The 16,618-nt window shown below is 57.3% G+C and carries 11 protein-coding genes; 1 reads left to right on the top strand and 10 read right to left on the bottom strand.

Annotated elements, in window-relative coordinates; genetic code table 11:
* Positions 1-16 precede the first annotated feature (16 nt).
* From narH to HMPREF1292_RS02995, 3 genes are read right to left on the bottom strand one after another with little or no spacing between them, the layout of a single operon-like run.
* The gene (narH, locus tag HMPREF1292_RS03005; protein ID WP_023018690.1) at positions 17-1,609 is read right to left on the bottom strand and encodes a nitrate reductase subunit beta; all 1,593 of its coding nucleotides are present in this window, start codon (positions 1,607-1,609) and stop codon (positions 17-19) included.
* Positions 1,609-5,343, bottom strand: a complete 3,735-nt coding sequence (locus HMPREF1292_RS03000) for a nitrate reductase subunit alpha (RefSeq protein WP_023018689.1) — start codon at positions 5,341-5,343, stop codon at positions 1,609-1,611. The genes narH and HMPREF1292_RS03000 overlap by 1 nt, the downstream gene beginning before the upstream one ends.
* 36 nt (positions 5,344-5,379) lie before the next feature.
* The gene (locus tag HMPREF1292_RS02995) at positions 5,380-6,705 is read right to left on the bottom strand and encodes an MFS transporter (protein WP_023018688.1); all 1,326 of its coding nucleotides are present in this window, start codon (positions 6,703-6,705) and stop codon (positions 5,380-5,382) included.
* A 228-nt stretch (positions 6,706-6,933) separates the two neighbouring features.
* On the opposite strand from HMPREF1292_RS02995, the gene HMPREF1292_RS02990 reads away from it, so the two are divergent.
* Positions 6,934-7,413, top strand: coding sequence for a molybdopterin-binding protein (locus tag HMPREF1292_RS02990; RefSeq protein ID WP_023018687.1), 480 nt, complete (start codon positions 6,934-6,936; stop codon positions 7,411-7,413).
* Positions 7,414-7,449: 36 nt separating this feature from the next.
* Here HMPREF1292_RS02990 and HMPREF1292_RS02985 read toward each other — a convergent pair whose 3' ends face one another.
* The 7 genes from HMPREF1292_RS02985 to HMPREF1292_RS02960 all read right to left on the bottom strand — a co-directional run bounded on the left by HMPREF1292_RS02985 (position 7,450) and on the right by HMPREF1292_RS02960 (position 16,615).
* Positions 7,450-8,673, bottom strand: a complete 1,224-nt coding sequence (locus HMPREF1292_RS02985; protein ID WP_023018686.1) for a Fic family protein — start codon at positions 8,671-8,673, stop codon at positions 7,450-7,452.
* A gap of 264 nt (positions 8,674-8,937) precedes the next feature.
* Positions 8,938-10,419, bottom strand: coding sequence for a choice-of-anchor M domain-containing protein (locus HMPREF1292_RS10375; protein WP_023018685.1), 1,482 nt, complete (start codon positions 10,417-10,419; stop codon positions 8,938-8,940).
* Positions 10,420-10,524: 105 nt separating this feature from the next.
* Positions 10,525-11,415, bottom strand: a complete 891-nt coding sequence (locus HMPREF1292_RS02980; RefSeq protein WP_021353342.1) for an anchored repeat-type ABC transporter permease subunit — start codon at positions 11,413-11,415, stop codon at positions 10,525-10,527.
* Positions 11,408-12,142, bottom strand: a complete 735-nt coding sequence (locus tag HMPREF1292_RS02975) for an anchored repeat-type ABC transporter ATP-binding subunit (RefSeq protein ID WP_021353343.1) — start codon at positions 12,140-12,142, stop codon at positions 11,408-11,410. Before HMPREF1292_RS02975 ends, HMPREF1292_RS02980 begins: the two co-directional genes overlap by 8 nt.
* A gap of 2 nt (positions 12,143-12,144) precedes the next feature.
* A complete protein-coding gene (locus HMPREF1292_RS02970) occupies positions 12,145-13,056 on the bottom strand; it encodes a choice-of-anchor M domain-containing protein (protein ID WP_023018683.1) in 912 nt (303 codons plus the stop codon).
* Positions 13,057-13,071: 15 nt separating this feature from the next.
* Positions 13,072-14,667 carry an anchored repeat ABC transporter, substrate-binding protein gene (locus HMPREF1292_RS02965; protein WP_021353345.1) on the bottom strand — a complete coding sequence of 532 codons (1,596 nt, stop codon included), beginning with the start codon at positions 14,665-14,667 and terminating at the stop codon, positions 13,072-13,074.
* 31 nt (positions 14,668-14,698) lie between these two features.
* Complete coding sequence (locus tag HMPREF1292_RS02960; RefSeq protein ID WP_023018682.1) at positions 14,699-16,615, bottom strand: TIGR03773 family transporter-associated surface protein; 1,917 nt, start codon at positions 16,613-16,615, stop codon at positions 14,699-14,701.
* Positions 16,616-16,618: the final 3 nt, after the last annotated feature.

Raw genomic sequence — 16,618 nt, 5'->3', positions numbered from 1 at the left:
ACTTCTTCCCTGTTGCCTATTTTTTCGGAGGGAACATCGAATCGGGGCGGTCACCGCTCCACGACAACAACGAGACTTTGCCGCCTTGCGCAGCACTGCTGGTGCAGGCTTCCGGTGCGCCCATGCCCAGGTCGTGGAATACGTCCTCGGAGGCCTGTGCCGGATCAACCCCGCCGAATGGGTCCAGGTTAGAAATACCGCGTGGGGTTTCTGGAGAAGCGGTCGGAATGACGTAGCGGTCGTCGTACTTCGCGATGGACAGCAGACGGTACATTTCTTCGATCTGCTTGCCGGTCATGCCGACGGCCTGCGCAATTTCTTCCTTCGGCTCGTTGCCCAGGTTGATATCGCGCATGTAGGAACGCATAGCCACCAGGCGGCGCAGGGATTTCTCCACCGGCACGGTATCGCCCGCGGTGAACAAACCAGCCAGGTAATCCAGCGGGATGCGCATATTCGACAAAGCAGAGAACAAGATCTTGTGATCCTCGCCGTCGTTGCCGGAAGCAGTCACGCTGTCGACGATTGGGGACAGCGGCGGGATGTACCAGACCATAGGCAGGGTGCGGTATTCCGGGTGCAGCGGCAAAGCAACACCGTATTTGAAGATCAGATCATAGATCGGCGCCTGCTGGGCAGCATCAATCCACGAGTGCGGGATGCCCTCTGCTTGTGCGGCGCGCACCACCTCTGGGTCATGCGGGTCCAGCATGATGGACTTCTGCGCTTCGAACAGATCCTGCTCGTTTTCGGTGGCAGCGGCTTCGGCGACGCGGTCGGCGTCGTAAAGAATCACGCCCAGGTAGCGCAGACGGCCCACGCAGGTCTCGGAGCAGACCGTCGGCTGGCCGACCTCCAAACGCGGGTAGCACAAGGTACATTTCTCGGCTTTACCAGTCTTGTGGTTGAAATACACCTTCTTGTAAGGGCAGCCGGAAACGCACATGCGCCAACCACGGCAACGGTCCTGGTCCACCAGAACGATGCCGTCCTCGGTGCGCTTGTACATCGCACCAGATGGGCACGAGGAAACACAGGTCGGGTTCATGCAGTGCTCGCAGATACGCGGCAGGTAGAACATGAACGAATCCTCGATTTCCTTTTTCACCTCGAGGTTCATGTTGTGCAAGATCGGGTCATCGTCCATGGTTGCGGTGGAACCACCCAGGTTATCGTCCCAGTTGGACGACCATTCAATCTTGCTGATGTCGCGGCCGTCGATCTGCGATACCGGCTTCGCGGTAGGCTGCGTTTTCTGCCCAGCCTTCGCACCCATCAGGTCTTCGTACTGGTAAGTCCAAGGCTCGTAGTAGTCCTTGAGTTCCGGCAAGTTCGGGTTGTGGAACAGCGTCGCCAGTTTCTTGATGCGTCCACCGGCTTTCGGCTTCAGCTTGCCAGAGTTGGTGCGTTCCCAGCCGCCTTTCCACTTCTCCTGGTCCTCCCATGTGCGTGGGTAACCCAGACCCGGGCGGGTCTCGACGTTGTTGAACCAGATGTACTCGGTGCCTTCACGGTTGGTCCATGCCTGCTTACAGGTCACCGAACAAGTGTGGCAGCCAATGCACTTGTCCAGGTTCATGATCATGGAAATTTGGGCCATGACTTTCATTAGTAGGAAACCTCCTGTGAACGGCGACGGACGCGAGTAACTTCATCGCGGTTGTTGCCAGTCGGGCCGATGTAGTTGAAGTGGTAGGTCAGCTGGCCGTAACCGCCAGCGATGTGTACCGGTTTGATGGAAATACGGGTCAGCGAGTTGTGCGTGCCGCCGCGTCGGCCGGTGTGCTCGTTGATCGGCGTGCCGACGGTGCGTTCCTGGGCGTGGTTACAGATCATCGTGCCCTCCGGGATGCGGTGGGAAACGATGGCACGCGCAGAAACCACACCGTTGCGGTTATAAACCTCGACCCAGTCGTTGTCCGTAACCCCGATCTTCTCAGCGTCCTTGTTGGACATCCACACGACCTGTCCACCACGCGAGATGGACAAAACGTGCAGGTTATCGAAGTACTGCGAGTGGATCGACCACTTGTTGTGCGTCGTCAAGTAACGCAGCGTGACTTCGGCTTCGCCGCGGTCGTTGGTCAGTTCCGTGCCCGGCGCGAATTCGCCGTGCATGTGCACGTGATCCAGCGGTGGACGGAAAATCGGCAGGGTTTCGCCGTAGTCGATGTACCAGTCATGGTCGATGTAGTACTGCATGCGACCAGTGACGGTGTGCCATGGTTTGTCGAATTCCACGTTGATGGAAAACGCGGTGTAGCGGCGCTTGTTGCGCTTGTCGGCAGTCCATTCTGGCGAGGTGATGACCTCTTTCGGGCGTTCCTTGATGTCATCCCAGGTGATGCGCACGTCTTCGTCGGCCGCACCCAGTGGGGTGAGGTCTTTACCGGTGCGCGAGGACAGGAACTCAAAGCCCTGCTTGGCCAGCTCACCGTTGGACACACCAGACAGGTGCAAGATGGCGTCGATGACCTTGGTGTCCTTGGACAGGTCCACCAACTCGCCCATGGAGGTCTCCGAAGTACCGCAGATCAGCTCGAGCTCTTTGGCCTGCTTTTCGACGTTGAACTTGGTGCCGTGCACGCCAGTTCCGGCCTTCGCTGGCAGCGGGCCGAGGTGGGTCCACTTCTCGTAGATCTTGGTGTAATCACGCTCGACGACGTGCAGCTTCGGCATGGTCACGCCCGGGATCAGTCCCTGCTCTTCGACGTTCGGCACCACGCCGTTTGGCATGCCCAGCTCGTCGGGGCTGTCGTGGTGGCTTGGCTGCGTGACGACGTCGCGCTGCTTGCCCAGCCAGGTGGTGGCCTTGTCCGACAGGTCGGCGGCGAGATCGCGGAAGATCTCGAAGTCAGTGCGTGCCTCCCATGGTGGGTTAATCGCGGCGTTGAACGAGTGCAGGTACGGGTGCATATCCGTCGAGGACATGTCGTGCTTTTCGTACCAGGTCGCCGCCGGGAACACCAGGTCAGAGACCAGGGTGGTCGAGGTATTGCGGAAATCGGCGGTCATCATCAGATCGAGCTTGCCGACGGGCACGTCATCGGTCCATTTGATGGTGCGCGGGCGATCTTCTTCTGCCAGTTCCGGCGCGGTGGCGTCGGAGTCGATGCCCAGCAGGTGGCGCAGGAAGAACTCGGTGCCTTTCGCGGAAGAGCCCAGCAGGTTGGTACGCCAGTTGATGAGGATGCGTGGCCAGTTCTCTTCTGCCGATGGGTTGTCGTAGGAGAACTCCAGGTCGCCTTTTTCTAGCTGCTGGACGACGTAATCGTTGACTTCCATGCCGGCTTCGTCGGCTTCGTCAGCCAAGAACAGCGAGTTGCGGTTGAACTGCGGGTAGGCCGGCATCCAGCCACGACGCATGGCTTCTGCCATGGTGTCGGAGACCATCTTGTCACCGATGGCGTCGTTGTTGGCCAATGGCGAGCCCAGGTGGGATGCCCGCGAGTTGTCGTAACGGTATTGCTCGGTGGCGAAGTAGTAGAAGCCAGTGGTGATCATGTGGCGCGGTGGGCGCTGCCAGTCGGCAGACATGGCCCACTGGGTCCAACCGTTCATCGGACGCAGTTTTTCCTGGCCGACGTAGTGTGCCCAGCCGCCACCGTTGACGCCCTGGGTTCCGCACATGGAGGTCAGTGCCAAGAAGGTGCGGTAGATGTTGTCGGCGTGGAAGTAGTGGTTTACGCCCGCTCCCATGATGATCTGCGAGCGGCCCTGTGAATCGGCAGCGTTCTGCGCGAATTCGCGGCCAATGCGGATCGCGGTTTCGGCTGCGACACCAGTCAGGCCTTCTTGCCAGGCTGGAGTGCCGACTTCGCTGGCGTCATGGAAGTCCTTCGGCCAGGAGCCAGGCAGGTTCAGTTCTTCACGGTTGACGCCGTAGTGCGCGAGCATAACGTCGTAGACCGTGGTGACGAGCTTGCCGTCAACTTCACGTACCGGAACGCCGCGGTGTACGACGCCGGCGCCGATAGGCTTGCCGGTTCCGACGTCTTCTGGGTTGGTGTCCAGGTCAAAACGTGGGAACAGCACCTCTGCGGTGTCGAATTGGTCGGTCTCGGCGATGGACATGACCGGGTCGGCATGATCCAAGCCCAGGTTCCACTTCGACGATTCCATATCCCAGCGGTCAGCAACCGTGCCGCCTGGGTCGACGACGCGGCCGTCTTCTTCCATGACCAACCCGCGGTGGGTGGCGTTCGGCGATTCTTTCAACGTTTCTTCACTGACCTGCGAGGCAGTCAAGAACTTGCCTGGGGTGTAGGTGCCGTCGTCACGCTTGTCCAGAGCCACCAAGAATGGCGAGTCGGTGTATTTCCGCATGTAGTTGAGGAAGTACGGCTCCTGACGGTCCACGTGGAAGGTTTTCAGGATGACGTGGCCCATGGAGAATGCCAGCGCCGCGTCGGTGCTCGGTTGGATGCGGGCCCATTCGTCTGCGAACTTCGTGTTATCCGCGAAATCCGGGGAGACCACGACAACCTTGGTGCCCTTGTAGCGGGCTTCCACCATGAAGTGGGCGTCCGGGGTACGGGTGACCGGGATGTTCGAGCCCCACATCATCAGGTAGGACGAGTTGTACCAGTCGCCGGATTCTGGGACGTCGGTTTGGTCGCCGAAAGTTTGCGGCGATGCCGGTGGCAAGTCGGCGTACCAGTCGTAGAAGGACAGGGCAACGCCGCCGATGGATTGCAAGAAGCGCATACCGGCGCCGTAGGACACCTGCGACATAGCCGGGATAACGGTGAAGCCGTTGATGCGGTCTGGGCCGTATTTACGGATGGTGTAGACGTGTGCCGCCGAAGCAATGTCGATGGCCTCTTCGTAAGAAATGCGGATCAAGCCGCCCTTACCGCGCTGCGAAACATAAGCGCGGCGTTTTTCTGGGTCTTCTTGGATCGCGCGCCACGCCAGCACGGAATCGCCGTGCTTTTTCTTTTCCTCACGGAACATGTCGACGAGCACGCCACGGGCGTATGGGTAACGCACGCGGGTTGGCGAGTAGGTGTACCAGGAGAACGACGCGCCACGTGGGCAACCGCGAGGCTCATATTCTGGCATGTCGTTGCCGGTGGTTGGGTAATCCACAGCCTGGGATTCCCAGGTGATCACGCCGTCTTTGACGTAGACCTTCCACGAGCAGGAACCAGTACAGTTCACGCCGTGGGTGGAACGAACCATCTTATCGAAGGCCCAGCGGTTGCGGTAGAAAACGTCCGCTTGGCGGCCGCCTTTTAAGAACAGCTGTTGGCCGGACTCTGTGGCCTCACCTTTGCGCAGGTAGGCACCGAGCTTAAACAGCGGATTCGGTTTTGGGGAACCGGAAGTAGCAGTAGTCATGGGGAATGTGCTCCTATTTATCCTGTATACGGCGCTTTATCCTGGGTACGGTGCGTTCGGGCGGGCGTAGAAAATCCAGACCAGCACCGTGGTGATCGAGAAGTACACAACGCAGCCGATGAAGAAGACCGTTGGGGCCAGCATCGAAAGCAGGACACCGACGATGAATGGTCCGAAGGCTGCCGTGGCACCGGTCCAACCGATCACACCGCCAGCCTGCCGCTTCGGCAGAATCATCGGCATCTGCTTGAAGGTTCCGGCGTTAGCCAAGCCAGTGAAGAAGAAGACCACCAGCATCGAGCCTAAGAACCACCACATCTGATCTGGGTGGGTAGGCGTCAGGAAGAACGTGGCGACGACGGTGAAGATCGTCATTCCGAGACAGCCGATGAACGTCCAGATGGCACCGCCGAATTTATCGCACAGTGGGCCCCACATTGCGCGAACCAGGGCGCCAATGAGTGGTCCAAGGAAGGCGAAAGTAGCACCGTTCGGCAGATCTTCGAATTGACCAGCGAATTCCGAGCCAGCACCAAAGGTCTGGTTGATCAGCAGTGGCAGCTGGGCTGCAAAGCCCGCGAATCCACCGAAAGTCATCATGTAGACAACGGTCAAAATCCAGGTGTTCTTGTTGCCGAAGATGTCGATCTGCTGGCGGAAGTTCGCCTCAATCGGAACGTCTTTCAACAGAGTGAACGCCAAGATTGCACCAACGATGGCCCATGGGACCAGGAAAATCGCTGGGTTGTGCACGAAAATGTTGCCGTCGTCGGTACGCTGCGGTGCCACGAAACCAACACCCAGCAGGGTGAATCCCATCAACCATGGAGCAACCAACTGGATGAACGAAATACCGAAGTTACCGATACCCGCCTGCAGGCCTAGTGCGGTGCCGGACAGACGCTTCGGGAAGAAGTAACCGGTCGAGGGCATGAATCCGGAGAACACGCCGCCGCCGACACCAGACATAAAGGCAAGAACCAGCAGCCACCAGTACGGGGTGGAAGTGTCTTGTACAGCGAAGAACCAGCCGAGCATCGGGATGATGAACAGCAGAGAAGAAACCCAAACTAGCTTGCGGGTACCCATGATGGGAGGCATGAACATAAAGAACAAGCGGAATAAACCGCAGGCCAGGCCTGGAATGGAGGTCAGCCAATAAAGCTGAGCAGTGGTCAGGTCGAATCCGATTGCATTAAGCTGTGGAGCAATTGCGGAGACCAGGTACCAAGTGGCAAAACCAATAACGAGAACGAAGGTGGAAATCCACAGTGTTCGCCAGGCTATTTTGGAGTCCCAGTGATCGGATTTTTCCGGATCCCATCCCTGGATGACTTTGCCTGAGGTATCGAGAGTAGTCATTGTATCCTCATTAGTCGTAGGGCCTATGCCCCCAATCTAGTGGTATATGAATCGATCAAGGAAACCCGAAACGGCTAAATTTTTATTAAATTACGACACACAAATCTTGCGTAATTCGCATAGCGAACAATCTTGCAGGTAAGGCACTTAAGGTAGCCCTAAGCTGGGGAAATAACACTCCCTTATGACTTTTATCACCACCCATTTTCAAGAAATTGGAGGCGGAATATGGGTACAAAACTAGCTGCCATCATCGTCAGCTCCGACCGAGTTTTACAAAAAGATAAAACCAATAAATCCGGTGAAATTGCACAAGATTTTATTAAAAATTACGGATTGCAATTGCACTTTTCAAAAGTTGTCACAGAAGGTTACACCCCCGTCGATAACGCCGTACAATCAGCCCTCGTCGCCGGCTGTGAAATCATCGTGATCATTGGCGGCACCGGCATTGGCGCCACCAATTTCACGCCAGAGGTAACGGAAAAATATGTCAGCGCCCGCCTACATGGCCTAGAAACACAAGTGCTGCTGCGTGGTTTAGAAGCTTCACCCAAGGCGGGTCTGTCCCGCGGGATCATCGGCATGACCGAGCACGGCGGCGGGAGCCTAATCATCAACTGCGCCTCGTCGTCAGGCGCGGTCACCGACACGCTGTCCGTAGTGTTTCCACTTTTGCCGGATATTTTTCGGGACTGCACGAACTAAAGCCGACGGTTAGGTTAAGAAACTACGGCCGTCGCATTAGACTTCCTGCAATCCGAGAATCGCGGTCCCGTTCTCTGTCAATTCAAAGGACAATGGTTTCTTAGAAACTTCCCGCACGACGCCCTGGGCGACAAGTTCGCGTGCAACTGGTCGCACAGTATTCCAGTGTTTGCCCATGTATTGCCCAATCTCCTGCAGGTACACCGGCTCATGGGGGCCGAACAGAAACGCCTGCCCAAGAATCGACAAAAACGCCTTCTGGTAATCCGAGAATTCGGCTCCCCCGATCTTGCCTTCCAAGTTAAGAAGCTGCACCCGCTTCTCGTCGAGGGATTCTTCTAGCTCTAATTGAGCATCACCAATGAGGTCGGCGATTGCTTTAACGAAGAATGTGACTTCCCCACGGTTCAGTGACTGCTCGGCCTGCTGGAAGGCGGAATAGTATTTCGCCCGCTGCACTGAAAACTGGTGTGACAAAGACATTGCGGTCGGCGCCGACAGAACATCCAATAACCGAAACGCCAACAAAAACCGCCCTAACCTCCCGTTGCCGTCATAAAACGGGTGGGTGTATTCGAACATAAAATGCCCCACTATTGCCTGCACCAAAGAATTCTCGGTGCTAGCTTGGGTGCGCAAAAAAGTACCCATTCTATGCTCGATATCTTCTTCCGCCCCCGGCGCCCGATGAAGCGTTTTCGTTCCATCGAAGATCGTGACTTCCTGCCGACGGAAATGCTTCCCGTCTGGTGCGTCTTCGGCGGCAATTTCGTGCGCAAGTAGCTCATCGTAAAGCTTTCGCAACTGCTGCACGGTTTTCGGGAATTCCATGCGCTCGGAATCTGGCACTAGCAATGATTGGTACAGCCCAGCCATTTCCCGAAATCGTTTGTGGGCGGTAGTAGAGGGCCGTTCCAAAGCAGACGCGATTTCTTTCCGCGTAGAAAAAATCCCTTCAATGGCATTTGTCGCCCGAATTTCAGAGATTAAGATTCCCAGCAAATAGTGCTGTCGTCCAATGCCCGGAAGTGCCGCCCATTTTTCGGAAATTCGCAGTTCAGTGTGCCAGATTCTTTCCAATAGTGCGGCAAGCTCGACGGTCATCATCAGGAATAGCGGGTGCCCTACGACGGTGAAATCCCATTGTAAAGTCGCAGGTGAATCGAGTCTTTGGGCGTGTTCTTTCTCCAACTCCGAATGACCGTGCCGACTCGCATGAAAGACCGTCTTTAATGGCTTATAACCAGTTGTGCTTGCCATGAGTCGGGCCTTCTTCGGGTCGGTGTCACTACTTTAGATCAGCGTCATCTGTTAAATCGGCGTTGTCTTTTCGCTCAGCGTTGTATTTTCACTGAACGCTGTAAGAATATAGACAATAATAGCGCGCCGCAGGGTGGGTCTAATTTACACCTCTGGTTTAGATCCCTGATTTAGCTCCCAGGTTTAGGCCTCGGGTTTAGACAGGAATCTTTGTGCTCCCACCGGTTACTTCCGGGCCCAGCAAGCTACTCGCCTCCCAACAACTTATTTGTTGCGGGAACGCTGCCACATCACGACATAAATACCGATGCCCAACGCGAAGGCGAATACCCCCAAACCAAGAATCAGGCCGGAGAAGAAGCTCATCGACGACGAGGTCGGCTTGTAGTTCGCGCTCGTGGCACCACGCTGTGCAGCACCATCAGCACTGGCGAATGCATCACCCTGACCATCGACACCTGATAGGTTTGCGCCTTCAGCACCTTCTACCGGAGCTGCTTCCAGGCCCGGAGCTGCCCCGGAACCACCAGCACTTGGTGCCGGGGCTGGCGCTGGCGCTGGGGCTGGAGCCTTGGCAGGAACTATTGCGGCACTCGAACCACCAGTGTTCGCCCCACCACTACGCGGTGCAGGAGCAGGTGCTGGGGCTGCTCCTCCACCAGCGTTCGGTGCAGCCTGAGCTGGCTTCGGTCCCCCACCGGCTGGGGCCGGTTTAGCGTCCCCGTTAGCACCCGGCTGACCTGGTTTCGCTGGAGCTGGTTTATTACCAGCGTTTGGCGCTCCCGGTGCACCCGGCGCGCCTGGCTTCCCGGAAGCATTCGGCTTCGGCGCTTTCTTGTCGTCTTCCTTGGTGAAAGGCGCAACGAGTTTACGCACCGACTTCTCAATGCCCGAGATCGCCTTTTCCGTCTGGCTGATTTCTTTTTCCATCGCGGTTAAGTGGTCACCAAAGGTCTTAGGTTTCCCGCTGGTACCCTTGCTCTTCGAACCAGAATTATTGCCGGTGCTCGTTGATCCGCGATCAGCACAGTCGTAGTCACCGACCAGGAACATCACGTCCAAGGTCTTAGTTCCGCCGCGTGGCAACTTGAATTCAAATCCCACCTCATACACACCGGCTTTTTCAAACACGAATCCGGTGTGCACGTGCGTGTTATACGGGATCGGCCAGGCGTCGTCCGCATCGTCGGAATCCAGCACAATTTTGTTGCTGCCGAAACCTTCCGGAAGCCAACCAATCATCCGACCAGGGCCCTGCTTCAGGTTCAGGTTCATCGACACTGATTCACCTTCCACCAGGTGGTCGCCCAGATACATCGTGGAAAAACCAAGCCATGGAACGTTGGGTAACTGCGTTTGTGGCAGGTACCAGCCTTCGTCGGGAAGCCCGCTGATGCCCAGAGCATCGAGTTTCACATGCTGGTCATTGGAGACCTCAACTACGCTGCGCCCAGACCCATAGGACAACGACTCGCCGGAGGAATCATCAATCAGTGCAGGTTCTAATCCGTTTCCCGAAAGAACCGTCATGTCCTGGTGGCCGTGCGTGATCTTGTGATCCGGCGTCCAACCTTCCGACGCGGTGCAGATTTCGTGGATTTGCGCGCTTGCCGACGGCGCCAACATTCCAGCGCCCAGGCCAGCCGTCGCCAAGCCGATGGTCAAACCCAAGCTCAAAGATGTCTTCGAGAACCGGCGCGGGCTGCGCGAACGGCGAATACGGTGCACACTGTTCGTGGATTTCATGGTTCCTCCCAAGGAAGTTAGAAATAAAATTTCGTAATTTTTAATTTTTGTGAATTAGCTGACTGGTTTAGCTAGCTGGTTGGCTATTCATGTTGATTAGTCGTTTTAGCTGGCTGTCTGTCTGCTCACCCGCGCTGCTCTGCTGGTCTGCAGGGTTCTTATCGACGGCATCAATGCCCAAACCACCAAGAACCAGACCGAAAGGAGCAGCACGATGCTGGCGCCAGCCGGAAGATCGAATGCCCAGGCAATATAAAGCCCAAAGAAGCTTCCCAGCGCGCCGAAGGTTGCCGAAAGCACCATCATCGTGGTCAAGTTTGCGGTGATCAGGCGGGCGGTGGCCGGTGGCGCGATCAGCAGCGCGAGCACCAGGATGTTACCGACGGTACCCACCGAGATCACTACCGCCGCGGTGACAGCCAGGTAGAGCACGATGTCCATCAGCAGCACCGGAATGTTCATGGCACGCGCGGTTTCGCGGTCCAGGCACGTCACGTTCAATTGTGGGCCAATGACGACGATCGTCGCCAAGACCAGTACGGATACCGCCAGGGCTAACCACACATCAGTGCTGGAAACACCAGTGAGCGAGCCGAAGAGGAAGCTGCTCAGCGAGGCGGTATACCCTTCGGTTCGGGAGATGATCACCATGCCCACCGCGAAGGAAGCAGCGAAGAAAATACCAATCACGGAATCCTCGCGGACGTTTTGCCGCTGCGAGAACAACGCAATCAGGATCGCAACCACCGCACCGGCCACTGCACCACCCAGCAGTACGGAAACCTGCAGGGCGAACGCGATGGTCAGACCCGGAAACACAGCATGGGAAACCGCATCACCGATAAAGGCCATACCGCGCAACACGACATAGCAGCCGACGACGGCGCAGGTAATCGCAGCAATCACGGAAATCGCCACTGCACGCGCCAGAAAATCCAGCTGCGGGTTCGCGAGATCCATCAGGAACTCCGGAAAGGAAATCACAGAATTAGGCATTAGCCCCCACCCCAATCGCAGATAGCAGCGGCGAGCTTGGTGCGACGGCGAAGGTCTCGGACCAGATCTGTGGGTTCGCGCGGATCTCGTCGGCAGGCCCATCGGCCATAATCCCCTTGTTAAACAACACCACGCGGTGGCAAGTATGCACGGCTTCAGCCAGATTGTGGCTGGACATCACGATGCTCGTGCCCTGTGAACTCAAGTGCTCAAACAACTCCAACAGGCCTTCCGTATTCGGCGCATCCAGCCCCGTGAATGGTTCATCCAAAAACAACACCTCCGGGCGGGTAGCCAAAGCGCGCGCCAACAACACGCGCTGCCGCTGCCCACCGGAAAGCTCCGCAATTGGTCGCTGAGCTAGATCCTGCAAGTTCGTCAGCTCAAGTGCAGCTTCCACTGCATCGTGATCCTCAGCGCCTGGACGACGAAACCAACCGATCAAACCGGTGCGCCCAGAAAGCACAGTTTTGCGAACGTTCCAGGGAAACTCCCAGGCGACGTCGTGCCGCTGCGGCACATAGCCAATCGAAGCATTAACCTGCACATTCCCAGATTTCACCGGGACCAACCCCAAAATGGAGCGCATAAACGTGGTTTTTCCTGCACCATTTGGCCCGAGCAGGCCGATGAATTCACCGGAAGCGATCTCGATTGCGGCATCGCTAATTACCTGGCGCCCGCCCAGGAAAACTTGCAGCTTGTCGACGGAAATAAGCGGGTGCATGTTTATTTCTTCTTTCCGCGACTAATGACGCCAACTGCTACCAGCACAACTACGATGCCGATGCCACCGACCAGCAACCAAGAAATGTGGAAGCCACCAGAGCCGGTGGAGGCATTTTCCCAGTCAAAGACTGCATTGTGTGCCTCGGCAGGGTCGGTCCCTTCGCCAACCGCGAAGGTCACGGCTTCTTGTGCAGAAAGTTCTTGGCCATCGTTAGTAGTAGCAGAAATCTGCAGACCAATTTGATGCACACCTGGGTCAGTAAACGTCCAGTTCGCGTGGGTGTGGGTGTGTAGTTCTACAAAAAAGTCGTCAGCTTTTCCAGCAGCCGTCGACCAGAGCACATCAGGGGCTTCGAAACCACCGTTTTGTAGGAATAATGCAAATTCACCCGGACCGGCATGCCCCGCAAAATCCATGGTCACACCGTTTTGTACGTTATCTGTCAGAGCTGGGGACTGGGTATTCCAACCCAACCACGGCACATCCACGATTTCAGTTTGTGGCACCACATAAGCTGGTTCATTCGCACCGGCGCCGACGAAAGAGAAATCATCGTTATCGGGCAGAGTCTGCACCGAGTTTTCGCGCAGCTGGAAGACAATGTCGTCTAAGTGTCGCCACACTGGTGGATGGTTCCGATCATCGCGGGCAAAAATTTCTAATTCGCCGTCGATCACCATCGCACCGATATCAACGTGCCCGGATTCGATGACCACTTTTTCGCCTTCCGGAGCGATTGCTTCATCGCCGCTCACCACCTGCGAGAGATCGCTTCCCTGCGCTGTTGCTGCTGGTTGGGTCGCCGGGAAAAACCCAGTAGCGATACTGGTGGCTGCAGCGAGTGCTACGCCAAAAGCACGAGCGCGCAGTGCGGCTTTGCGGGAAGTTTGCACCGAAGTTTTCTGTGACATGAGAGTTCCTTTTCGTTATTTCGAATCTGTACTGGTGTGAGGGGTTGGTTGGGGCGGGTTGTTGGCCAAACATCGGTTGATTTCATTCGCGTTAAAACGCATCAGATCTAAATACGTCGGCACGTCCTTGTCCAAGGTGTCACCGTAGATCGTGCACACCTGCGCCCCAGCCCGGCGCGCGGTTTCTTCCAATGTAGAAGTGGAGGCAGCAGAGTTCGGCTCGACGAATACCGCCGGAATATCCAAGTTGTCCAGCGTGCGTTGCAGAGCAATCACATCGCGTGGGGAAGGCTCGATCGAGGCATTTGGGGTAACAAAACCTGCGATATTAATGCCGTAGCCCTGCTCAAGGTAGGTGTAGCCATGGTGCGTAGTGACCAGGTGGCGACGGTGTTCCGGGATGGCGTCGTAGGCTGCGTGCAGTTGCTCGTCGACAAGCTGGACCTGGTGGTTATATTCCTCGGCGCGCTGCTGGTAGCGGTGGCCGTTCGACGGGTCGGCTTGTGCCAGTTTTTCTGCAATAACCTCGACGTAAGCTCGAGCATTTCGGGTGTTGTGCCAGAGATGGGGGTCAATTTCACCGTGGAGGTGTTTGCCCAGCACTGCTTGCGGCAGCAAGTAAGTTTCTGCGCCTGGCCGGCCCAGGAAGCGATAGGCCGGGTCCGGGGGAATGGCTTGCAGCGTCGACGACGGGATCGCGAGCACGGTGGTTTCCGGATCAAAGTGGGCGTCGTGGTCTTTTAAACTGATGGTGCCGTTCGCTAGATCTGCGGTGATATCGACGTGACCGGAATCGATAACGTGGGCGCCTTCTTCCGGGTTTACGCCGACGGCAACAGTGATGGTTTGTTCCTGTGTTGCCTCGGTACCCGGCTGCCCTTGGGCCGCGAAACTAAGCTTGTAGGTACCGGGTTCGCTAAATGCCCAGGACACGTGCGTGTGGGCATTTGCGGGAAGATCAATGCCGGAATCCGACGGGAAGATCTGTTCCGGGGTGCCGAACGTCGAAACGATATAGGCGGCTACATCGCCTGGGCCCTGGGCATCAGTCATGCGGAATTTCACTGAGTTAGATTGCTCCGCGCCTTGGACGCGCAAACCCAACCAAACCGCATCCAGGGCCACGTTTTCCACCAACGGGATCAACTCTGCACCGTAGGACGGCGAAAGGTCAGCCACTTCGACGACTTCCCCCGAAGTGGATTGCCGTAGCGTCTCCGCGAGCGCAGGTGGCTCCAGCAACAGACCATTGGCAAAGGCCAGATCCGCGTAGGCGACCTCACGTACAGTGCGCAAGGTCGGTTCGAAATCGTGCGGGTCTTTGCCTGCCGGAATCAATGTGGTTACCTGTGCGTCCTCGCCAGCGACGTGCGAAACCAGGTCCGCGAGAATAGGCGTGGTGGCCACAACCTGCAGGCGGTGCTGGTGCGGTTCATTCTGCGCTGCGCCCACCGTGCGCGTAGTCTCGTTTGCCCCGCTGAAAGCATAGGCACCACCTGCAGTCACCGTGATCGCCAAAGCTGCAGCCAAGCCCAAGCCCAGTTTTTTGCTACCAGACCACCGCGCAACGCCAGTGCGCTGCGCGGATATGGAGGTGCGGCGGTGTTTCATACTCAATCTTTCTACAAGCTGGTTTGCGGTACTACACCTGCGGGATCATCGCGGTCTGCGGTGCTTGTGGTGGCTGTGGTGATTGCGGTGGTTTCGGACCATCCGTTCCAGGCCCTCCAGAACCATCACCGGGGTCGTCGGTGTTTTCTGCAGAGTTTTCTGCAGATTTAGCCTTTTTCACGGCATAATGTGCTGCCGCGATGCCAAGGAACAATAGCCCCAGACCAAGCACGATCGCAGCGATATTAAACAATTTTGAATCCTGCCCGGCGAATCCGGCACCAAAACCACCGGCTGCTAGCGGAGTGCCGTCGGCTGCCAAGCCCTGCGCGGCGAGTTCTTCTTCGCTGAGCCCCTGGCCAGCAGCCGCGTCTCCACCTGCACCACCGGCAGCGCCGGCTGCTCCTCCACCGGCAACTCCACCGCCGGCACATTCGCCACCTTCTGGGTTCACTACCGCACCCAGGTCGAAGTGGCCATCACTAAAAGCTCCGCCAGGGTTGTTGCCCCCAACCACGAAGTTGATCGTCGCGTTGCCAGAAACTTTTTTGCCGTTGTTCAGTTGCGCGGACTGGGTGATGTTGACCTGGTAATGTCCCGGCGCGCCGAAAACCCAGTTCGGGTGCACGTGCGTGTTGCGCGGGATGGCTTTGCTGCCCTGGTATCCGCCACCAGCCGCGCGGAACCATTCTTCACCTACGATCTGCCCCAATTGGCCTTGTGAGTACACGGTCATTGGGCCTGGTCCGCTAAACCCAGTAATATCCCAGCGCACGCTGGATGCCAGGTGTTCGTGCATCGATTCGTGTTGCGTATTGGCACCCAGCCACGGAACACCGGCAACCTGCGTGGCTCCGATCATCCAAGCTTTACCCTGTGGCACCGTGCCCACGTTGCTGGGTAGGTTCACCTCGGCATTCGACGACAAGTAGAACGTCGCGCCTTGTGCAGGACGCCATTGTGCCGGGCTGGTGGTGTCGTCTTTGATCTGCGGCTGTAGGCCCGGGGTGCATTGTGCGTTTCCGGCACCGGAATTGCTTGCCGACGACGAACCGCCGGATGATCCAGCCGGTGGCGCTGCCTTCGGTGCTGGGCCTGGGCGTGCCCCACCAGCACGTGGGCCTGGGGCAGTTCCCCCTCCACCCTGCGGAGCTGGAGCTGCAGGGTGGTTGCCTGCGTGGCCTGCCCCGCTGTTGTGTCCACCACCATGGCCACCTGCTTGGCCTCCGCTGGGTGCAGCAGGCGCTGGTGCATCGCCGGATTCCCCGCCAACCTGCCAGGTATAAGTCACCGCGTTACTGGATTGTCCATTGGCACTGGCATACACCGTCATCTGGTAGGTACCCGGGTGGGTGAATGCCCAGTTGATGTGCTTATGCGCTGGGTATGGCTGGTTGATCACAGAGCCGGTACGCAGGTTATATGAGCCATCATCGGTGACAGATTTGATACCACCGAAACCTTCGGTTTCGAAAATATAGACTTCGCCGGGGCCGGAAACCTCTTGGAAGTTGAAATCGATGGATTGGTAGCCGTCGGCTGCAACCGGCTGGGTATCCCAGCCCGGCCAGATCACCTCATGGTTTTGTGACTGTGGCAGGAAGTACGTCGCTTGGCCGATGCCATCGACACCTGCGGTAGCTTCCGACCAGGCAGCATCGCTGACGTGCAGGACGACGTCGTCGCCAGGTCGTTGTACTCCGCCACCAGTGATGTCTTCTTTCATCGACAGCGAGAGTTCGCCACCATGTGAGGTGACGTAGAAGACGTCAACGTGCCCACGGTCAAAAGTTTGGGCCATGGCGTGTGGAGCAAACGCGGCTACCCAACACAGCACCAAGGCAGCAAGCAACGCGGTGGCTTTTTGTACCGGCTGCGATGAGACCGGTCGTGCCGACGCTGGTCGAGCCACGTCCTGCCTAGGTGACTGGATTTTCAGTGCGGTCATGAA

The sequence above is a fragment of the Corynebacterium sp. KPL1995 genome, from assembly GCF_000477935.1.
Classification (GTDB): Bacteria; Actinomycetota; Actinomycetes; order Mycobacteriales; family Mycobacteriaceae; genus Corynebacterium; species Corynebacterium pseudodiphtheriticum.
This window is presented reverse-complemented; position numbering and strand designations above follow the sequence as displayed.